This is a genomic window from Paenibacillus sp. FW126-R14 (assembly GCF_058789495.1).
Genome location: NZ_JBYTBS010000034.1, coordinates 15137 through 37462 on the forward strand (window position 1 = coordinate 15137; position 22326 = coordinate 37462).

Here is a 22326-nt window from a genome sequence, read left to right on the forward strand (position 1 = left end):
GGCTACCCCCGCAATGCGCCCCGCTGATTCGTAAGATATCGATACGTAACCAGAATACCGCCAAAGAACAGTCCGACCGTAGTGCCGCTGATTAACGTATAAAGAACATTAAAGCTTAGCCTGTTAATCGCCTGGGTATCCACATACATATAAACATTCAAGGCAAATTTGATAGCAAAGTTAAAAAGAATAATGAATAACGGCAAATAGTTTTTGGCCCGAAAAACGGCCCCGTTTTTAACAAAGAAACGGTAATTATTTTGATATAGCTTTGATCCCAGCAAAACACCGATACAAAGAAACACGGCATAGACCAGCAACGAATAGTAAGGGTGTGCAAATTTCGTTATTATGTTAAACAGCCCCCAAATAATGAAGACGCCGGGAACAATAAACGAATTTATTGAAATGTTGGCCTCCCTTTCCTGAGAGGCAGAGATTCCCCTCTGAATCATAAACGCTAAGAGCAACCATACATACAGCGGTATTTTTTGAATAATTTCAACCATTCATTATACACTCCCTATGATCATGTTAGTATTATGAGCATCCGGCTCTCAGATTGCCGTCCGCCCGGTACATGTTCATTGTAGACCGCGTGTTTAACGAAGCATAGCCAATCTGACACAAGCGGCGGATTATTCGTCATGAGCGGTTATTCAAGCCGCTGCAGATGATCTTTTAGCGTTTTGACGTATCTCCTTGAAACAACTAATTTCTCTTTGTTCGTTAATTTAGCTGTGAGATTACCGTTCAAGCTCGTCTCAAATTCAGTAATCATGTAGACATTTAAGACCACTGATTTCGATATGCGTACAAAATATTTTGGCATAGAGTGTTCCTGTTTATACAGCGGACCTGGGATTTCATAAACATCATTTTCGGTGTATACGAAAATTTTTCTCTCCAAATACTCCAAGTACAGAATGCTGGAATAATCGAGCTTCCGTTCCCGTTGTTCGCCTACTTTACGTAGAAAGATGTGGGAAGACGGATTATTTTCAATTAGTTGAATTAGGTTTTGAATAAATGGCGTCACTCGGTGGGCGAGAAAGAGGACGCTTTCCTCGACCTTTTCCGGAATGATTTTTATTTTGACCTTCATGTGTTCTCATGCACCGCCTGACATAAGTTCCTTTTGGAATAATGTAACATATCTCATACGGTCAAAAAAATCTTGATAATGCGGCCAAAAAAATGGCGTGTCAAATTGATGGTCAATTTGCACGCCATTTCCTATTAATTCAAGATCATTCGGGCTATCGTTGCCAAATCTTCAATATCTACTTTACCGTCACCGTTAACATCTGCCTTTTTGTACTCGTTCCAATTCGGATCATCGGAAGTTTTTCCATAGGCGGCAGCCACGATGCCCAGATCGCCGATCGTAACGGTTCCATCGCCGTTGACATCGCCAGGCCGAGCTTTATTAACCGAATCGATAAAGGCTTGAAACGCTTTGTTAAGCTCCGTTGTTGCTTGATCGATCTGCTGTTGGGAAGCATTCGCATTGTTCAGGACAGCTTTGGCTTTCTCAATCGCTGTCAGCAATACGGCCTTAGAGCCTAAAGGATATTGATTCACTTCTGTTCCTTCCACCGCGGCATCGAACTTCGCTTGCGCTGCTGATATAGCTGCACTTAGCGCTGCCCGATCATTTGCTTGAATTTCTACATTCACGAATACATTGGCAAGTACGTTTTCCTCTCCTAAGCCATTCGAGATAATCACATTGGATAGACCGATAGTAGCTGATTGCGCGGAAGACTTTGCCTTAAAGCGTAACTTCAGCATATCGCCGTTGGCATGGATGGCATTGCCTGATCCCATACTGGCAAGCAGGATGCGCACGCGACCGGATGCTTCGTTTTTACCCGCGACGGTTAATCCCTGCTGAACAGGCTCAGCATCAACAAACTCTACTTGGGCAGGATCGAAGGTGACCGAGACGTCTTGGGCATAAATACTTTGAGCGGTGTTCAAATGGCTGAGACCATACGTGAGATCAAAGGACTGTCCTACCTGTACGCTGCTTGCTCCTTGTAAGGTAGCCATTGGTGCCGCCGACTGCTCGGCGGAAGGCTTAAGCTGAGGAGTAAGGGTCGGTCCCCATACTTCCATCGCATCGATACCGCCGGCTTGCGGTACGAAATGGACACGGTCAATCGCAAGTTTCCGCGGTTCGGTTGTACCGGCCTTGTAATGTGTATGGTACACCATGAACAATTCCGTACCATCCGGTGAATAGATCAAGGAATGATGTCCCGCTCCAGGCACAATTGTGTTGGATTTCATAATCGGATTATACGTGTATTTGGTCCATGGTCCCCTTGGAGTCGGAGCCGTTGCATATCCTACGCCATAATCCGGGCTTTCGAAATGGTTGCCGGAATAGGTCAAGTAGTAGGTACCATTATGCTTGATCATAAACGGCCCTTCGTTAATACTTGCAACCGGCTGCTTCTGACTGCGTTCCCAATCTTGTGTAGCGCGGAATACGAATTGCAGCGTATCTTCCTTCATGCTCTTCATATCGTCGCTCAGTTCGGCCATCCACATTTCATTGCCTTGATTAAACCGGACGAAGTAAATGTACCTTTTCCCGTCATCGTCCGTAAAAACATGCGCATCGATTTCCGGCGTGTTCAGATGCATAGGCTGTTTGACGTCTTGGACGAACGGACCTAACGGAGAGCTGCTTGTTGCTACCGCAAGCCTTTCATTGACTACATAGTACATGTAGAATGTCCCGTCTTTTTCCACGACCTCAGGCGCCCAAAAACCGCTGGTCCCCCAAGAATCGGACTGCTTTAACGCCAATTCATTCTGTTCCGACCAATTGACCAGATCCGATGAGGTATATACCTTGAAGCCCAATGACGACTTATTGGGATCCGTATTCGTCCCATACAAGTAATACTTGCCGTCATGCTGCAGTACGAAGGGGTCCGCAATGTTCGGCAGCACGGAGTTTGTATAAGTAGGGCCAGTAATCGAATCGTGGTACGAAGATACTTTGATGTTATCGAATCTGGCATCCGCATTCCATGTGCGCAGTCCGATTTTGCCGGTAGCCATATGCGAGGCGTCCAACAAGTCAAACTTCGGATATCCGTTGACGTTGAGCGGATTGTCGTTCACGTAAACCTGAATGTGATCTTCGTTCGCAACGACTTTCATGTGATACCATTCATTTGCAAAAATCGGCAGCTTCTTGGAAGCAAGCTCTTGCCACTGGCCTTTTGACATATGACCGAGTACGGCTGATTGTGCGGAAGCATTAATGCCTACATAATATCCGTCTAGATTATCCGGGCCATTTGCCACGTTCGATGCTCTGAAAAGAAGTCCTGCTTCGTTCCCGCTCGTAATTTGCACATCGCCTTCTAGTACGAAGTCTGTAAAGCTTTTGCTGTCAAGCACCGCTTTATAGCCGGGACCGCTGTTTACCACATACTGACCGTTAGAGACGGTCCAACTGCCTTCGAACGTAGACCAGCCTTCAGCCGATGGCCCGCTAAAGTCGTTCGTGTACAGGATCTCCGGCACAGGCTGGGAGCTCGGCACGGTTACTGCAGCTTGCGAGCGGAAATCACCGCTTGTAGATGCCGCCTCAATGACCGCTCTGCCTGGCGATATAGCCGTTACTAGTCCGCTGCTGCTGACCGTCGCGATCTCCGGATTGCTAGAGGTCCAAGTCACTTCTTCGCCGCTCGCTCCCAAGTTGTGCAGCTGAGCTGTCTTGCCAGCTTCAAGCGTCAGCTTCTTCTGATCTAGATCAACGCCGCCTTGGATGGATCTGACAGCGAAATAATCAAATCGGACATCGATCGGATTGTTTGTTGCAACGATATTATTTGCATAAAAACCGACTTTCATATTTTTCAAATTCGCAGTGACAGGGTTGGATGCTTGAATCCAGTCATATCCGTCCCAATAATAGGACGTATAGACATTCCCCATTTTCTTGATCTTGAGCGTCAACGTATCCCCGCCGGGATGAGCCGCCTCATTGCCTGGTTTCTTATAAACGCCGCCAAGTTCATAAGCGGTTTCAATGATTTTTCCATTCGCCCATACATGAGCAAGCTTTACGAAATTGTCTGCGTCCTGCCAGACGAAGAGGCCCCCCTGTTGGTGATTTAAGGCAATAGGCGCCGTAACTTTCGTAACGATCTCAAAATCGCCATTGGCCGGTACGGCTCTAAGGAATACATTGTTTTGACTATTGTTGTCCTGATAAACGTCCGTAGGCGTCGTATGAATCGTCATCGAGCCCGGATTTTTAGTCAAGCTCCAATTACTTTTGCTTTCTTGGAAAATCGACCATGCCGGGTCCAGTATCTCGCTGTCGAAGGAATCAACGGTAAACTTCGATAAATCCGGGTCCCCTGACGCTTGACGGATAGTAACCTTACATTCGCCAATGACCGAGCCGTTATCGGCACTTATCACTCGAATTGTTGCCGTTCCCGCTTTCAGTCCCTTCACCGTCAAAAGGGTGCTTCCTGTAGCTGTATCCTTGCTGTCTTGGGTAATTGTCGCTACTTCAGGCGCCGATGAAGTTACCACGACATTTTTGTTCGTTCCGATCAGCGGTCTGACGGATGCAATCAAGGAAGCAGATTCTCCGACTCCCATCGTCACGGTTTGGTTATTCAGCGTAATGCTTTCTACCGGCGCGGGGACGCCATTCTCTTCCAAAGGCTGAAGAACGATGTAATCGACTTGGGCAAAATTCAGTTTGCTGGTTAAACGGATCGTGTTAATTCCAGCATGCAGGCTAACATCCATAGATACCGGGTTAAAACCTTTCCACCCGAAGTTTTGGTAGGTGATCGTTTGGCCGACACCGTCATTGACGGAAACATCATGCGCCGCAGTTGCGCCGCTGGCCGTTCCATTGTCAGCCATCACCAAGAGCGAATAGTCGCCGGCTTCCTTGACATCAACCGTAAACTCTACATAATCCTTTCCAGGCTGATCCAAATGTCCGACTACCTTATCTCCCGATGCGTTATCTGAAGCAGTGATGGCTGCCGAACCTCCGAGGCGTGCATGTTCAGCTTCATATTTGTATCTGATTACATGCGGAGTGCCAGAGGGCTCCTCCATGGAAGCGCCATAAGCGGCAGGCGTTCCGAAATTCGGAGTGCCGTTTTCATTCCACGTAAATTTTTGCGCGCGGACACTGCGATTTCCCCAGCTTCCGCCGGAGAATTGATCGGCGTGGTACACGATCCAGTCCTCTTTCCCGTCGGGAGAAGTGGTGAACGAGTTATGACCGGGGCCATACGCTGTTGGCACTTTGCTGAAAACAGGGCCAGACTTGCTCCAGGATGCAGGGTTCAATACTTGGCCGTCCGTATTGCTTAGCATGCCGAGCGTATAATCGTCCATCCAACTGCCGCTGGCCGAGTATACGATAAATATTTTGCCATCTTTCTTCAAAATCTCCGGTCCTTCATTGATATAAGGCGTTCCTTTACGCTCCCAGTCTTGATCCGGCGTAGAGATTTGAACTCTCGGACCGCTGATCGTCCATGGATTGCTCATTGGAGCGATATAAATGTTCTGCTTCACATTGACATCGCCTTCCCAGCCCGACCATACAAAATATTTGGTATTGTCGTCTTTAACAAGAACGGCTCCGTCAATAGCCCACTTGTTCGTGCTGTCCGATATTTTCCCTTTAAACGTATAGGTACCTTGAGGATCTTGGGAATTTCCTTCCAGCACATACATCCTGTGATTTTCGTTAGCGCCGTCATCCGCAGCAAAGTAGATGTACCATTTGCCATCCAGATATTGAAGCTCAGGCGCCCATAGCTCCTTTGAATAGGGGAGGCCGCTTGGCGGCGTATAGACAGTTACTTTGGGAACCGATCCGATATCCTGCAATCTTTTAGCCTTGGAAATCGAGATAGACGCATCCCTGTTGGATTTGACATAGTAATAATAGCCATCTTTAAATACGATGCTCGGATCGGCAGAACCGCCGCTGGTGTTGGAAACAGGAACAATCGGATTTTTAAAAGTTGTACTGGCCTGTACCGTCACTTCAGCAGATGCCGTAGCCCCGCCGTCCTTAGCGGTAACGGTAATCGTTGCATTTCCTGTGCTAATCCCGGTTACAACGCCTTTGCCATCCACGGATGCTACAGCAGGGCTGCTGGATGTCCAGCTTACCTCCTGATTGCCTGCATCCATTGGTTTAAACTCAGGAATAAGGGTTTGTTTCTCGTCAACCTTGATCGTCAAGGCACTCTGCTTCAGGGAGATGGCCTCAACCGCTTTCCCGGAATACACAGGCAGCAGCGCTTGTTTCGTCAAGCCAGGTCCCGACCACCTGATGTGCAGGCTGGAATTTCCGGTTCCATGCACGTATTCAACTTTGACTGGCACCTTCTGTCCTTCTGCCAATGTCATTTTTCCGCTTGCTTCTTCTCTTGCAGGGCTTGTCTTATCTACAACCAAAGAGTCTCCTACCCATACTTTTGCAATATTGTCACTATCCGCATAGAACGTATATTCACCTGCTGCAGTCGGCTCAACGGTGCCAGTCCAGCGGATTGAAAAATGGTCCTCGCCAATGCCTGCGGATGCGTCAGGCGACCCCGTTCCTTTCTCATCGCCCAAATCAAAATCGATACGCGGGGTAATGGAGCTTTTCTTCAAATTCGAAAATTGCTCGTCTCCATAATACTGGACGCGGAAAACGGGCATCGAATCAAATGTTTCGCCTTTCAACGCCTTTACGTCATTGACATCCCAAGGATGGCCGTCGGGATACACAATGCCATGGAACGGTACCTCAGGCTCGGAAGTCGCCGGTTTAACGTCAGTCCCCCATGGGAAACGGGTGTTATCTCTGCCGATGCCAAGCTCCCACATGACATATCCGATGCCTTTATTACCGTAGTGCTCGACAATACCCGGCACACTCTGATTCAGGCGATTCATGGTCTCGTCGGCAAGAATAGAGCTCTTTACACCAAACGGCGTCGGATAATCGGCCTCGTACGGATGCCAGGTGATAAAGTCGGAGAAGGGGCCTCCCGTGAACTGACCGCCGGTTGAAGATACAGGAAGCGTTGAGCCCGTCTCTTTAATCCACATTCTCGAATCGTTCATAATCTGTTTGGTTACGCGATCCATGAGGCCGGTTTCGCCGTTGCCTGGTTCATTGAATATGTTCCAGAAGGCGATTCTTGGATCATCTTTATGCGCATTGACGATGCCCTGCACATAATCCTTGAGATCCATCTTGTTTGCTTCATAGTTTGCCTTAATGTCGTCCCCGGGAGCTTCCATCCACCGGCTGTTATGGGCTCCGTATCGAGGTGCTTCCTGCGGCCCTAAATGCGGATGGTCATCCCAGCAGTCATCAAAGAATACGAACTCTACTTTGATGCCGTATTTATCGGTTAGCTGAAGGAAATCCTCGATGTTGTTCAACATCGTTTCTTTGTCTTTTTTCCAAACCAGATTATGCAGGAAAACCCTTACAAAATTAATTCCATATGCCTTCGCATAGGAAAGCTCCCTGTCATTGATGTCATGGTCATATTCCTCCCATTGCTGCACCTGATTCACCACATTGGTGGGCACGAAAACGGCCCCCTTTACCCACGACCAATCGTAGCTCGGCAGTGCGACAGGTCCCAGATCCGTTACCTTCAAATTGTCATAGGTCGCATTCGTCCAAAAGGACCTGACTCCAATAGCGCCTTGGGTATAAGTGGAGTCTACTGCGCTGAGAATATGCTGGCCGTCGATATAAATATCAATATTGCTTCCTTTGGCTTCCACCTTCATACGGTAAACTTTGTTTTGTTGAACCGTGAAAGGGATGGAGGCCAGTTCCGTCCAATTGTTGTTCATTTTCCCCAGCTGAACAAGATTATTCACCGTAATGCCGGCATAATAGCCTTGGAAATTATCCGCCCCGACGGTGGGGTTATTGACTCTGAAAATAAGTCCGGCATTATCCGAATTGACGCCATCCTTGATGGAAATATCGGCTTCATACACAAAGTTGCTGAAGTTGGTACCGTTTGCAACGGACTTGAAACCGGCTCCCTTATCGCTATGGTAGGCTCCATCGGAAGCATTCCAGGATCCTCCATATGTCGTCCACCCATCGGCATTGCGGTCATTAAAATCATCTTGGAACACGATGGAATCATTTCCTGCCGCCATCACGGACTCCATAGGAGTCGTGAATGTTAGAACCATGCTGGCAATTAAGGCAGATGACAGAAGCTTTTGAATCTTGGTGGGCATGCAAGTTAACCTTTTCTTCAAGCTATTTCCTCCAATCATTAGATATATTTCTTCATCGCTAGATACATTGTGTATCATTTCTGGCAAAATGTATTTGTATTATTCCGTGTTTTTATTTGTTTTTACCATTTTTCTGCGTAAATAATTACACTTTCGTGGGGATGCATTCACATATGCTGAAAAAAGCTGTTTCTTAGTAGATAATCTACTGAGAAGCAGCTTTTTAATTGAATAGAAGTGGGGTGGATCAATCAGAATCAAAGAACAGCTAGACCTTGCTATCCGAAGTATGGATAGTTGGTCGATTGGTATGTATGCAATGGCATCAAGTTCTTTTCTAGCTAACAGTCAAGCACTGATTTTGAGATTGAGCCAAAAAATCTGCTCCCTGGCTTTCAAGATACTTTTTGCTCATTCTATCTGCGCCAACTTACCGGTTCCGTCTGGATATTGGAATGGAACATTTTTTGTAGAAAGCTCTTTTTTTGTTTCTGTTTCAAAATCCGTTTGACTCCATAGATAAGCAACTTGGGTCTCATCTCGTCCTCATGGCTCAATTGTTGAAGCTCTTTATAAAAATGTTCGTTCACATGGTCTGTAGTCTTCATAATCGTTCACGGTTCCATTCTGTATAGTATAGATAAGATTGCTTCTTGATGTCGATGTAAGCAAGATTTTAGGCTTCTACTTATTTCTGTATAAGCGCCTTAAAAGCACACACCAGGACACAAACAAATAGAATGATGCCCACCATTATCCACAAAGGGTTCAAACTATCAATCAAAAAAACTCCCCCTTAACTATCACAACATACTATTATTAATGATTGTTCAGTCGCAATATAGGACTTGGGAACTACTACAAATACATATTATCATGTAAATCTCTCAAAAATCTCTCAAATCGGACATTTTTCGTCAAAAATCAATTAAATACTTATTCAACTATCAGGCAGATTTGTTGTATCAGGCGTAATTAGGCAGGTTGAACAGGTGGTAAATGTATGTACATTTATAGAGTCAGATTTTTATGTCATTTTACACTCTAATTATAATAACTATCAAAAAATATTGACTTTCACATCATTTTAATTATAATAATTATTATCTGATATCGATTATCAGTGAACGAGCAGTTGAATGGTAGAAAGGGTGCAGTCGCGATGTATGATGTCATTATTATTGGAGCAGGACCGGCAGGAGCTTCTGCTGCCATATATACAGCAAGAGGAAACTTGAAGACGCTGGTGATCGACAAGTCGCCGAATACGGGAGCTTTGGCCATTACGCATAAAATTGCAAATTACCCGGGAGTGCCTGGGGAAATGTCCGGCAAGGATTTGCTGGATACGATGCGCGAGCAAGCGAAAGGATTTGGCGCTGAATTTATTCAGACGACGATCACTGCTGTAGATGTGGAAGACGAGACGAAGGTCGTGTTTACGGCTGACGGCATGTATGAAGGCAAATCGATCATTATTGCCACGGGGTCTAAGGGCCGCAACCGCATGCTGCCTGGGGAAGAGAATTTGCTTGGGCGCGGTGTAAGCACATGCGCGACTTGTGACGGAGCTTTTTTTGAAGGAAAAACGGTTGCCGTCATCGGTGATTCGGAAGAAGCTTTGGAAGAAGCGCAAGCACTCAGCAAATTTACGGATAAAATCTACTTCGTAGTGCCGCGCCCCGAGCTGCAAGGCGTTCACCACATGCCGGAGCTGCCGGGAACGGATATCCTCTATAAAGCCAAACCGCTTGAAGTGCTTGGCGACAACCAAGTAGAAGGGCTTCGCATTCGGACAGGTGCGGGCACAGAGGAAGTGCTCAAGGTGGACGGGGTTTTCGTCTTCTTGTCGGGCAGCAAGCCCGGAACAGACTTCCTGCAGGATCAAGTTCCGCTGGATGAGGAAGGCTTCATGGTCCTTGACAGTTCCATGCAATCACCGGTTGCCGGCGTATTCGGCGCCGGAGAAGTTAGACGCACCCCTGTCAAGCAAGCTGTCGTTGCTGCTGCAGACGGGGCCATTGCGGCCATGGCCGTTGATAAATTTATTAATAAACGGGCTCAATTGATCCCGCAGTACAAATAATCTTATACCCATCAAGGAGATGTATTGTCTATGTCGAATGTCATTGTTTATTCCAGTACGAATTGCCCTTATTGCGTGCAGTTAAAAAAGTATTTGTCCGATCAGCAAGTTGCTTTTGAAGAAAGAAACATCGATCTGAACGATCAATATGGCCAAGAGCTTCATGATATGGGCTTAATGTCGCTGCCGGTAACGGTGATTGGCGAGCACAAGATTCTAGGTCTCAACGTGACTAAGCTGAAAAAAGCTTTGGCTGAAGTAACCGCCTAATACCTAATCAAACATCATACAGATATAAGAGGAGAGAGAACCATGACACAATTAACCTTACAACCCTCCCATACTTTTGCTAAAATAGGGCTGCCAGCCCCGACTTTTTCACTGCTGTCTACGAAAAACATGGAAACTTTAGAAGAAAAAATTTCGCTTGAGGACTATAGAGGAAAATGGCTCGTTTTCTTCTTCTGGCCTTTCGACTTCACTTATGTATGTCCGACTGAAATTACGGCTTTCAGCGATCACTATGAAGAATTCCTTGATCTGGATTGCGAAATCGTAGGAGCTTCCGTGGACAGTGTGTACACGCACAGAGCCTGGACACAAACACCGCGCGATCAAAGCGGCATCGGCCCGGTACGATTCCCGCTGGTCAGCGATTTCTCCAAAGAAACAGCCCGCGCTTACGGCGTGCTGGATGAGGAAACCGGTGCAGCTCATCGCGGCTTGTTCATCATCGACCCTGAAGGCGTATTGCGTTACCAGGTCGTGACCGACATGAACGTTGGTCGCTCCGTAGACGAAACGCTGCGTGTGCTTCAAGCGCTTCAAGCCGGCGGACTTTGTCCGGCGAACTGGAAGCCGGGAGATAAAACGCTATAAGCTTTGCATGAACAAGCCCCAGTCCGAGGATGATCCGCGGATTGGGGCTTTTCGAGTGCATTCTATGCATGATTTGAAGTATAATAGAAAGGCAAATGAGGCGAAGACAGAAAGGTTAGATACATGATGCAGTCCATATCGGACAAACTATTTATGGGTTCTTTGATTTTACTGATGATTTCCGTTGTGGTCAGCGGAATTGGGTTTCAATTCGTGAATTGGCGCTCACAAGTCACAGATGAGTTAGATGCGGAGACGAATTCCAGTTCTGCCCGGAAGAGGGCGGTCATGGAACGTCAGGACAAGAGCTTGAAGCGTGTGCTGCGTTCTTATCTATTTTGGATCGCGATAGCAGGTATGCTTGTATCTGTCTTACTCTCTCGATTGTAGGCTTCTTATACAGAAATAAGGCGTATAGCAGCTTTAAGAGCTGGTGCTATACGCCTTATTCGTTCTAACTGTTTTATATGTTAATTAATTTCCTCGACGCAGGAACTACAAACCATTTTACCTTTGAAATAAGTCATATTCTCGAAATTTCCGCAAAACACGCAAGCAGGCATATACTTTTTAAGTGTAATACGTTCCGGATCGACATAGACCTCAATTGCGTCCCCGATATCGATGTGCAGCGTGCGCCGCAGCTCAATCGGCAGAACAATACGTCCTAACTCGTCTACTTTTCTTACAATCCCCGTTGATCTCATTCCAAACAGCCTCCCAGAAAATTAGAGTTTAATCGTTTCATTTTTGGATTACTACTATTATTCCACATATGAACTTGAATTCCTTTTATTTACTTGATGGTATTATGTTAAAATTTGCATAGATGTGCAGAGCTGGTATCGTGAAGCAAATGCCAGTATCGAAAAGAGCTGGTGTACACTGCTTGGAGGCAGCAATCATTTTCGTGCAAATTTAAAATAATTCGTGCATCTCTCTTATATAAACCATAATCCACTATTGGTACTATAAATGTAAGCAAGACATCACTGATGAAGTAGGGGGATTACACACGATGATTAAATGGAAGCGTTCTCTAGGGTTAGTATTGGCGACCGCGCTAGCAGGATCACTGGTAGCCTGTGCAAGCGGCGGCAAAACAAATAGCAATGCAGAGCCGGCAAGCACATCATCAGCAAAAGCAGGCGCAGTATCGAATGAGCCGGTGAAACTGCGCATTATGTGGTGGGGGGCTACGGTTCGTCACGAGGCGACGTTGGCCGCACTGAAATTGTATACGGAAAAACACCCGAATGTTACGTTCGAGCCTGAGTATTCCGGTATTGACGGCTATTTGGACAAGTTGTCCACGCAAGCAGCCGCGAATAACGCGCCGGATATTATGCAGCTTGATCCAGGCTGGATCTCAGATTGGGCAGGCCGCAATCAATTGGCTCCGCTGACAGGTGTTGATGTGAGCAAAATTGATGCCAAAGTGCTGTCCGGTGGACAAGCCGGGGGCAAACAATACGCGATGCCGCTGGGTTCGGTAGCTTACGGGATGATCTACGACAAAGCCGCTATGGATAAGCTCGGATTGAAAGCTCCGCAAAACGGCTGGTCATGGGATGATTTCTTCGCGCTCGCGAAGGAAGCGAAAACGAAACTTCCGGAAGGACAATACTTCACGAAGGATTATGCCGGCGACTATTTCGCTTACTCCGCATTCCAATATGCCAAAGGGAAAGGCATGGTCGTATCTGCGGAAGGGAAATTCAATGTCGATCAAGCTACTTTCTTAGAGTGGACGCGGAATTTTGACGAGATGCGTAAAAATGGAATCGTTCCTCCTGCGGATGTGAATTCCTCTGATAAAGAGTTTGACCCGAAAATGGATTTGATGGTTAACGGTAAAATTTTGTTCCGTATGGGCTTCTCCAGCAACTACGGTTCATGGGATAGCTTGAAAAAAGGTGCTTATGCGCTAGTAACAATGCCTCGCAGTGTTGAAGCCGGCGGCTGGTTGAAACCATCCTTGTACTTGGGGGTTTCCGCAGGTTCCAAGAAAGCGGAAGAGGCGAAAAAGTTTGTGGATTGGTTCGTCAACGATCCGGAAGCTGCAAAAATTTTGACCACTGTACGCGGGTTGCCGGTTAATAAAGAAATTGCAACATCCTTGGAGTCCAGCATGAGCGATGTCGACAAAATCGGTTCTGCCCTGCTGCATGCCACTGAGAAAGACGGACAAACGTGGAATCCTGGCGTGAAGGGCTGGACGAACTACATTGATAAAGATTGGCCGCTTGTCCGCGATCAGCTTAGCTTCGGTAAAACAACACCGGAAAAAGCTTACGAACAATTGAAAGTAGCCGCACAAGCGTACGAAAAATAAGGCGAAAACGAGCCCGGAACATGCCTGTTCCGGCTCTCTTGCTTTTTATGGACAATGTGGATGAGGAAAGGAAATGAGGTTATGGCGATTCGTATTCAAGAGATCCTGGATCATTTAATCGAACCGGTCGGACGGCTGAATGCAACGGTGGACACACTGAAGTCCGGTGATCCGACGGCAGAAGTGAAGGGTATCGCGACGACGTTCATGGCAACGCATCATGTGATTCAGACAGCTATTGACAGGGGCGTCAATCTGCTTATTACGCATGAAGGGACATTTTATCATCACCATGACCAGATTGAGCCGCTTTTAAGTGATCCGGTATACCTGGCGAAGCAAAAGCTTATTGAGGATTCAGGGATTGCCATTTTCCGGTTTCACGATTATTGGCATCGGTATCGCCCGGATGGCATTATGGCAGGTTTGATTCAAGCATTAGACTGGACCTCTTATGTGACGGAAAATAGACCGGCAGCCTCTTTGCTAAAGGTTCCGCCTATGACGGTTGAGGAGCTGGCGGGGTATTTGAAAAGCAAGCTGGGTATTTCATTCGTCCGGGCTGCCGGCGATTTGAGCATGACGTGTACACGAGTCGGGCTTCTTGCCGGATATCGAGGCGGAGGAGGGATGGCTATTCCCCTTTTTCAAAAGGACGGAGTCGATGTGATTATTGCAGGCGAAGGCCCTGAATGGGAGACGCCTGAATATGTGCGCGATGCCGTGTACCAAGGCAGGAAGAAAGCTTTCATAGCACTTGGCCATGCTGAAAGCGAAGAACCGGGTATGAAGTATTTGGCAGAAATACTGAAAGCTAAGTTTCCTGATCTGCCGGTGCATTTTATAGCGGAGAAACAGGTTTTTCAATCGATTTAGAATGACAATGATAAGGAGAGGAAGATAGATCTTATGAGCGATACAACGACACAACAAACCGGCTACCAGGCCTGGCTTGAATTTCATCCGGTAGCTCCTGGCGAGCGATATGATCAATATTCGGCCTACAGCCGAATTGTTTGTACGGAAGAAGACGAAGTGATTCATACGGCTGCCCAAGAACTGTCGAACGGGATTGGCAAGCTGCTGGGTAGAGCGATTAACGTATCTGAAAATGCAGAAGGAGGCGGCGTTATTGCACTGGGAACGTTCGGCGGCGGTAATGCGCTTGTAGACCGCATTTTTGGCGAAGAGACCCGCTCGGTTATTAAGCCTGAAGGGTTTGCGATCAAGGCGGACCCGGCGAGCGGCAGTATCGTGATTGGCGCATCTTCGGCATCCGGCGTTTTGTATGGAGCTTTTCATTTGCTTCGGCTTCTCAGCACGCAACAAGCTGTCAACGGGTTAGACGTTGTTGAAAATCCGGTGAATAAGCTGCGCATGATCAATCAATGGGATAATATCGACGGCAGCATTGAGCGGGGCTACGCCGGCAAGTCGATTTTCTTTGACAATAACCGGATCACAACAGATCTGACACGTGTTCGCGATTATGCCAGGCTGCTGGCTTCTTCGGGCCTGAATGCCATCTCGATCAATAATGTGAACGTTCATCATTGGGAAACGAAGTTCCTGACCGGAGAATACCTCCCGGAAGTAGCCAAGGTGGCCGGCGTGTTCCGTTCGTTCGGCATCAAGCTGTTTTTGAGCGTCAACTACGCGAGTCCTCTTGAAATCGGCGGGCTGTCAACGGCTGATCCGCTCGACCCTGCTGTGCGCGATTGGTGGCGCGTCAAAGCAGCCGAAGTATACGCCGCGATTCCGGATTTCGGCGGCTTCCTCGTGAAGGCGGATTCGGAGAACCGCCCTGGACCGTTTACGTATGACCGCGATCATGCGGACGGCTCTAATATGCTGGCGGAGGCGCTTAAGCCTTTCGGAGGCATTGTTATTTGGCGCTGCTTTGTGTACAACTGCAAGCAGGATTGGCGTGACCGGGCGACGGACCGGGCGCGGGCGGCGTATGATCATTTTAAACCGCTGGATGGAAGATTTATGGATAATGTCATTTTGCAGGTGAAGAATGGGCCTATGGATTTCCAAGTGCGGGAGCCGGTATCTCCGCTGATTGGAGCTATGGAGACGACAAACCAGATGATCGAGTTCCAGATTACCCAGGAATATACGGGTCAACAGCGCCACTTATGCTATCTCGTTCCGCAGTGGAAAGAAGTGCTCGATTTCGAAACCTATGCGAAAGGGGAAGGGTCCAGCATTAAGCGAATTGTCGATGGGTCCCTGCATGGCAATCAATTCAGCGGCTTTGCCGCCGTCTCCAATATCGGGAACGATGTCAATTGGACGGGGCATTTGCTGGCGCAGGCGAATCTTTACGGCTACGGCCGGTTGGCGTGGAATCCGGAGCTGTCCGCTGAAGCGATTGCGGACGAATGGATTCGCCTGACTTTCGGCGGAGAAGAGAAAATCGTCAGCGTCGTGATGAGTATGCTCATGGAGTCATGGAGCATTTATGAAGCCTACACGGCGCCGCTCGGCGTAGGCTGGATGGTCAATCCCGACCATCATTACGGGCCGAACGTAGATGGCTATGAATATTCGAAATGGGGCACGTACCATTTTGCGGATTGCCATGGCATCGGCGTCGACCGGACGAAGGCAACCGGCACAGGGTATGCGGCACAGTACAAAGGTGCGAATTACGAAACGTACGAGTCGGTTGAGAACTGTCCGGATGAGCTGCTGCTGTTTTTCCATCACGTGCCGTACACACATGTGCTGCATTCAGGGCAAACGGTGATTCAGCATATTTATAACACGCATTTTGAAGGCGTGGAACGGGCTGAGCAGTTGGCGGCGCAGTGGGCCGGCCTGGAGGGAAGCGTAGGCGAGCTTGTGCATAAGCACGTAGCGGACCGCCTTGCGGAGCAAGCTGCGCATGCGAGAGAATGGCGCGATATGATTAACACGTACTTCTTCCGCAAGAGCGGCATTGCCGATGCATGGGGAAGAACGATTTATTAATGATCACCAAAGAAGCGGCGCGTTCAGGCTGCTTCTTTGGTTTATTTGCGATTCCGCTGTTTGGCCTTGTCGTCAAACACGGACAAATACGATGCGTGCATCATAAAAACGTGCCAAGCCTGCGGCTAGAATTGAACATCAGGCACGACCATCCCATCTTTTCGGGATATTTTGAAAGAATTCGATGATTCCTCTCATTTAGTACCTGACGTCCACCCTTTATACTTGAATTATCAAGTAATCAGACTAACTGCAGAGGTGAACCTACATGAATCGTTCCACAGCCGTTGCCGTGAAAGCCGCTGCGGGCACCAAGAAACGTCGTTCTTTTCTAAGTCGCTGGGATGCGCCAATTGCGGGATATTTATTTATTTTGCCGTGGCTGCTCGGATTTTTCGGGCTTACGGCGTATCCGATGTTTTTATCGTTGTACTACTCCTTTACCGACTATACGCTGATGGAATCTATCAACTGGGTCGGATTTCATAATTATGAGCGCATCTTTACGGCGGACGCCAAGTTTCTCCAATCCGTTAAAATCACGTTCTTGTACGTGCTTGCTTCCGTGCCGCTCAAGCTTGCCGCGGCTTTGCTCGTTGCCATATTGCTGAATAAGGCGATGAGAGGGATCTCGGCTTACCGGACAGCGATTTATTTCCCGTCTTTGATCGGGGGGAGCATCGCGGTATCCTTGCTGTGGCGGAACATTTTTGGCGTCGATGGGATTTTTAACGAGGTTCTCGCCAAGTTCGGCATTCAAGGCATTGGATGGATTACTAATCCAAGCACGGCTTTGTGGACGCTTATTTTATTAACGGTCTGGCAGTTCGGCTCCTCGATGGTCATTTTTCTAGCCGGACTTAAGCAAATCCCCAATGATCTCTATGAAGCATCCGGGGTGGACGGAGCGAACCGGTTTGTGCAATTTTTCAAGATTACGCTTCCGATGCTCTCGCCGACTTTATATTTTAACCTGATTATGGGCGTTATTAACGCATTCCAAATGTTCACCTCGGCTTACGTCATCACAAATGGCGGACCAATGAACTCCACTTACGTCTACGCAATGTACTTATATGAGCGGGCGTTTAGCCGCTATCAATTAGGGTATTCCTCTGCACTGGCCTGGGTCATGCTCGTTATGATCGTGATTGTGGCAGCTATTATCGCAGGCACATCCAAATACTGGGTATTCTACGAAACGGATACGGGAGGTAAGAAAAGCAAATGACCATAAAATGGAGTCAAGCTGTCCGTCATCTGTTCATGATTGCCTTCAGTTTGCTGATGGCTTATCCGGTCCTCTGGTGGATCGGCGCATCGTTGAAATCCAATAGTGAATTGAGCTCGCCGAGCCTTTTCCCATCCTCGCCGCAATGGAGCAATTTTGTGAAAGGCTGGAATTCGGTTCCGGGACATTCTTTCACCGATTTTTACCTCAACACGTTCGGGCTTGAGATCGCCGTTCTTGCTGTCACACTAATTTCCAGCACGCTTGTCGCGTTCGGGTTCGGCAGGCTGGATTTCCCGCTGAAAAAGGTCTGGTTCTCGCTGCTAATGGTCACACTGATGCTTCCCGGTCAAGTGCTTATTATTCCGCAGTATGCCATGTTCCACCAGTTGGGTTGGGTGAACACGTACCTGCCGTTTATTGTGCCTCATCTGCTGGCCAGCGGCGCAGGCGGAACGTTCTTCGTTTTCCTGCTCATCCAATTCGTGCGCGGTATTCCCAAAGAGCTGGATGAATCGGCGAAAATGGACGGCTGCTCTTGGTTCGGCATTTACCTGCGAATTGTTATGCCGCTTACGAAGCCGGCGATTGTTACGGTCATGATTTTCTGCTTCCTGTGGAATTGGGATGATTTCCTCGGGCATTTGCTCTACATTAACTCGGTCGATAAGTACACCGTCGGTCTGGCGCTGCGGATGATTAACGATTCGCAAACGGGGCAGGAGTGGGGGCAGCTGCTTGCGATGTCGCTAGTTTCCATCGTGCCTGCGACACTTGTGTTTATGTTCTTACAGAAGTACTTTGTGGAAGGGATTGCAACAACCGGTATTAAAGGATAAGATGAAAAACAAATAAGGAATTCATAGAACGGTAGAGCAGCGAACAAGTTTCGTTGTTTTACCGTTTGTTTCTTTCGCCTAATTCTTAATCGGATGATACTTAACGGGAGCGCAAACCGCATGACGAATCCTTTCAAAAAATTTAGAGTCGATCACTTGTTTTTCCGCAGTTTTGCCGGATTTATTATTGTTGTTTTGGCTTGCAGCGTATGGGCCAGCTACAGCATTTCATCGAAGGAGCTTGCTCAAACGACGTTTCAATACCAGCAAAAGCTGCTGGACGAGCTGAATAATGAAATTACGACAAGGCTCGTTACCATTGAGCAAATCTCGTTGTCCACATCACGCGACAATGAATTGATTACCTTTTTGGCCAATAAGCAGGATGAGTTCGACCGGTACAGGGGATCGATGAGCGTGGAAAAGGCGCTTGCGAATTTGACCTATTCCATTCCGCTTATTCAAGGGATTGATCTGTATATGAAGCGTCCGCTCCAAGGTGATGCCAAGAGCTATATTCAGTTCCGGGATATGGAGGATCTGAACAAGCAGTCCTGGTCGGAGCTGCTGACAGGGAACGATTTTACATGGTCCATCGAGCATCTGATTCCAAGCTTTCAAGGGGACGTGCCGGTCCTTAGCTTTGCCAGAAAAATTATGTATGACGACAAATACTTAGGGGTTCTGGTCATCCACGTGAAGGCCGATCAAATCAGGAGCGTGCTGGCAGGGCATTCTTCCGAGGCGAACCGGATCATGATTGACTCGCGGGGAGAGCAATTCCTTAAGATCGGCCAGATCCCGGACCATAACGAGCTGTCCGAATGGATTGACAGCGATGCCAAACAGAAGCAATCGGGTTATGTCCACACAACCGGGAACAGCGAAGCCGGCGATTCCTTATTGGTTTATTCCAAATTGCTCGATTCCAATTGGACGCTGGTTGAAATTACGCCGTGGCATCAAATTACGGAAGGCAGTATCAGGCTGGCCGAAGTCATCGGTATGATCGGGGTCGGAGCGGTCCTGCTGACGCTGTTCCTGACGCATTATTTGAGCAGGCAGTTCACGAAACCGATCAAAAAGCTTGTGAACGCAATGAGCGTCTATTCCGTAAACGGGAAGAATGTGGAGCTTCCGGTCGATTATCATAATGAATTCGGCTCTTTATTCTCCGGCTACCGTAAGCAGAACGAGCGGATCGAGGAGCTGTACCTCTCCCTGCAGCGAAGATACGAGCAGCAGCGCAAAGCGGAGATTGAGGCGCTTCAAGCGAATATTAATCCGCATTTTCTCTATAATACGCTGGATCAGCTGAACTGGATGGCGATTGAAGCGGGGCAGGATGAGATCAGCCGCATCTTGGAGCTGATGGGACAAATGTTTCGAATCGGCCTCTCCAACGGGGACAGCTTTATCACCATTGGCGAGGAGCTTATGCATATGGAGTGCTATCTCGAAATTCAGCAGTTGAGGTGGAGAACGGGGCTCGAATACGAAATTGATGCATCTTCGGAAATCCGGGAGCTGTTCATCCCTAAGCTGACGCTTCAGCCCTTCGTGGAAAATGCCATCGTTCATGGCTTTAATATGCGAAGTCAAGGCCACATTCATATTCGGCTGCAGGATACCCAGGATAGTATCCAAATTACGATCGATGACAATGGGGTTGGACTTCAGCAGGCGGTGGAAAGGAAGCATAAACGCCAAACGGGCGGGTACGGGATCCGCAACGTAAAGGAACGAATAGCCGGCTATTTCGGCGGAAACTACGGCATTAAGCTGATGGAGCGCACGGAGGGAGGAACCCGTGTTATCATTACGCTTCCTCGTTTGTCTGCGCCTCCTATGAAAGAACAATTGGAAACATCAGACTAGTTCGTTGTATTTTAAAATAAATCGTGCATTTTTCATATTTCAAAGAGCAGCCTGGATTGATAGTATGAAAGTAGGTTTGGATATATGAAATAATGGAGCCTGGAACAAAAGCTTGTTCCGGGCCGCAGTTATATGACATAGCAGTCGCTTAGCTTAACATGAGTTGAAGGTAAGGAGGCCAGCGTTGTGTGGAAGATTGCGATCATAGACGATGAACGGCAGGTTCTTCAGGGAATGAAACGAGCCATACCTTGGGATGAACTGGATGCAGAATGGGCTGGGGAAGCGTTGAACGGCGAGGACGGTTTGCAGCTCATCAGGTCGTCTGCGCCGGATATTGTCATCACAGATATTTATATGCCGGTCATGAATGGCCTTGATATGATAGAGCAGCTAAGAAAAGAAGGGTATGGCGGCAAAATCATTATTTTGAGCGGATATCAGGATTTTGAGCATGCAAGGCAAGCGCTTCGGCACAATGTCACCGACTATTTGTCAAAGCCGATCAGTGTCCCTACGCTAAAAACGATTCTGGGGAAAGTTACCCAGGAGCTGATGGAAGAAGAAGAGAAGCGAATCAAGCAGGACGAGCTTCGGCAGAAATTGATGCTCTACGAGCCATTCATTGAGAAGGAATGGGTGAAATCGGCTGTAGCCGGCACATTGGACAGCTCTTACCGGAATGAGGGCCGGCTGCCGGAACCGTACCGTTTTTGGGCGGAGAGCAAGCATGTGGTCATTGGCATCGACCTGATCCGTGACGTTCGCACCTCTAACCTGTCGCTGCCCGATTGGAGCTTGTTTCGCTTTGCCATTAACAATATCGTTTGTGAAGTTGCGCGCGAATCGTTTGCGGCGATTGAATACGTAGAGCTTCATGGAACAAGAGCCGTGCTCATCCTTCATCCGGAGGCCGGTTGCTCGCAGCATAAGCTTACGCAGAAGCTTGGCGATCTCGGAATTAGACTCATTGACTGCATCAAACGTTATTTGAAGCTTGTGATTCGAGTCGGCATCGGAGGGACGAAAGAAGACTGGACGGAAATGCCGGATTCGACGGAGGAAGCCTTCCGTGCTATTGATTTGAAAGATGGGCGGGTTGCTCCGGCCTACGATTTGTTTGTGTATAGCGAGGAAATGAGAAACGATCAGGGAACGCTGGTGATGCGGCCGGCCAAATTTTATTTCGAATTAGCCGGTGCGATGAAGGCTTCGCAGGAAACTCAGGCTCATCAGCTTGTCGCCCAATATATTGAACAGCTGAAGGAACAAAAAGGGATTACACCGGATTACGTGCAAATGCTGGCCGGAGACCTTTGGGGAATTTTTGCCTATTGTCTCTATGAAGTGGGCATGGTGCTCGACGATATTTTTCCGAATGATCAAATTATGAAAGAAATGGTCGGACTCACCTTGCCGGAGCAGTTATCGGAATGGCTAACCGCCAAAATTTGCGTCATTTTCAGCAGCAGACAGTGGAAAGGCAACAGCAAGCACAGACAAGCCGTCGATTTTATGACACAATATATTCATGAGCATTACGCGGACGATATGACGCTTGCTGATTTGGCGGATAAGGTGTATATCTCGCGAAATCATTTGTCGATCATTTTCAAAAATGTGACCGGCGAGACGTTCAACACCTATTTGACGCGTGTGCGCATCGAAAAAGCAAGGGAACTGCTGCTGGAAAGAAACATGCTCGTCTATGAGGTAGCTGAGCAGGTTGGTTACAAAAATGTGCCTTATTTCAGCACGCTTTTTAAGAAATTTACCGGTATGAACCCGACGGAACTCATTAAATGATGCTGGA

15 protein-coding genes are annotated in these 22326 nt (G+C 47.8%); 11 read left to right on the plus strand and 4 right to left on the minus strand.

Annotated features, from left to right (window positions below; genetic code table 11):
• Nucleotides 1-2 precede the first annotated feature (2 nt).
• The 3 genes from AC3WRW_RS20250 to AC3WRW_RS20260 form a co-directional block, all read right to left on the minus strand.
• Nucleotides 3-509, minus strand: a complete 507-nt coding sequence (locus tag AC3WRW_RS20250) for a hypothetical protein (protein WP_492548108.1) — start codon at nucleotides 507-509, stop codon at nucleotides 3-5.
• Between the two features lie 146 nt (nucleotides 510-655).
• Nucleotides 656-1105, minus strand: coding sequence for a LytTR family DNA-binding domain-containing protein (locus tag AC3WRW_RS20255; protein WP_492548109.1), 450 nt, complete (start codon nucleotides 1103-1105; stop codon nucleotides 656-658).
• 134 nt (nucleotides 1106-1239) lie between these two features.
• Complete coding sequence (locus tag AC3WRW_RS20260) at nucleotides 1240-8307, minus strand: family 43 glycosylhydrolase (RefSeq protein ID WP_492548110.1); 7068 nt, start codon at nucleotides 8305-8307, stop codon at nucleotides 1240-1242.
• A gap of 1141 nt (nucleotides 8308-9448) precedes the next feature.
• On the opposite strand from AC3WRW_RS20260, the gene AC3WRW_RS20265 reads away from it, so the two are divergent.
• The 4 genes from AC3WRW_RS20265 (at nucleotide 9449) to AC3WRW_RS20280 (ending at nucleotide 11641) form a co-directional block, all read left to right on the plus strand.
• Nucleotides 9449-10372 carry an NAD(P)/FAD-dependent oxidoreductase gene (locus tag AC3WRW_RS20265; RefSeq protein ID WP_492548111.1) on the plus strand — a complete coding sequence of 308 codons (924 nt, stop codon included), beginning with the start codon at nucleotides 9449-9451 and terminating at the stop codon, nucleotides 10370-10372.
• Nucleotides 10373-10402: 30 nt separating this feature from the next.
• Nucleotides 10403-10642: a glutaredoxin family protein gene (locus tag AC3WRW_RS20270; RefSeq protein WP_492548112.1), complete on the plus strand. Its 240-nt coding sequence runs from the start codon at nucleotides 10403-10405 to the stop codon at nucleotides 10640-10642.
• Nucleotides 10643-10684: 42 nt separating this feature from the next.
• Nucleotides 10685-11251, plus strand: a complete 567-nt coding sequence (locus AC3WRW_RS20275; protein ID WP_492548113.1) for a peroxiredoxin — start codon at nucleotides 10685-10687, stop codon at nucleotides 11249-11251.
• 123 nt (nucleotides 11252-11374) lie between these two features.
• Nucleotides 11375-11641: a hypothetical protein gene (locus AC3WRW_RS20280; RefSeq protein WP_492548114.1), complete on the plus strand. Its 267-nt coding sequence runs from the start codon at nucleotides 11375-11377 to the stop codon at nucleotides 11639-11641.
• 80 nt (nucleotides 11642-11721) lie between these two features.
• Here the strand turns inward: AC3WRW_RS20280 and AC3WRW_RS20285 are convergent, their stop codons facing one another.
• On the minus strand, nucleotides 11722-11958 hold the full coding sequence (locus AC3WRW_RS20285) for an AbrB/MazE/SpoVT family DNA-binding domain-containing protein (protein ID WP_171684295.1): 237 nt from the start codon (nucleotides 11956-11958) through the stop codon (nucleotides 11722-11724).
• 311 nt (nucleotides 11959-12269) lie between these two features.
• Here AC3WRW_RS20285 and AC3WRW_RS20290 point away from each other — a divergent pair, with 311 nt between their 5' ends.
• The 7 genes from AC3WRW_RS20290 to AC3WRW_RS20320 all read left to right on the plus strand — a co-directional run bounded on the left by AC3WRW_RS20290 (nucleotide 12270) and on the right by AC3WRW_RS20320 (nucleotide 22319).
• Nucleotides 12270-13586 (plus strand): ABC transporter substrate-binding protein, encoded by a 1317-nt coding sequence (locus AC3WRW_RS20290; protein ID WP_492548115.1) that lies wholly within the window; start codon nucleotides 12270-12272, stop codon nucleotides 13584-13586.
• Nucleotides 13587-13667: 81 nt separating this feature from the next.
• The gene (locus AC3WRW_RS20295) at nucleotides 13668-14462 is read left to right on the plus strand and encodes a Nif3-like dinuclear metal center hexameric protein (protein WP_492548116.1); all 795 of its coding nucleotides are present in this window, start codon (nucleotides 13668-13670) and stop codon (nucleotides 14460-14462) included.
• A gap of 33 nt (nucleotides 14463-14495) precedes the next feature.
• Nucleotides 14496-16565, plus strand: coding sequence for an alpha-glucuronidase family glycosyl hydrolase (locus tag AC3WRW_RS20300; RefSeq protein WP_492548117.1), 2070 nt, complete (start codon nucleotides 14496-14498; stop codon nucleotides 16563-16565).
• A gap of 268 nt (nucleotides 16566-16833) precedes the next feature.
• Entirely contained in the window at nucleotides 16834-17796 is a 963-nt protein-coding gene (locus AC3WRW_RS20305) for a carbohydrate ABC transporter permease (protein ID WP_492548118.1), read from the plus strand.
• Nucleotides 17793-18635, plus strand: a complete 843-nt coding sequence (locus AC3WRW_RS20310) for a carbohydrate ABC transporter permease (RefSeq protein WP_492548119.1) — start codon at nucleotides 17793-17795, stop codon at nucleotides 18633-18635. The genes AC3WRW_RS20305 and AC3WRW_RS20310 overlap by 4 nt, the downstream gene beginning before the upstream one ends.
• Before the next feature lie 120 nt (nucleotides 18636-18755).
• Complete coding sequence (locus tag AC3WRW_RS20315; protein ID WP_492548120.1) at nucleotides 18756-20513, plus strand: sensor histidine kinase; 1758 nt, start codon at nucleotides 18756-18758, stop codon at nucleotides 20511-20513.
• Between the two features lie 186 nt (nucleotides 20514-20699).
• Entirely contained in the window at nucleotides 20700-22319 is a 1620-nt protein-coding gene (locus AC3WRW_RS20320; protein WP_492548121.1) for a response regulator, read from the plus strand.
• The last annotated feature ends 7 nt before the right edge of the window (nucleotides 22320-22326 follow it).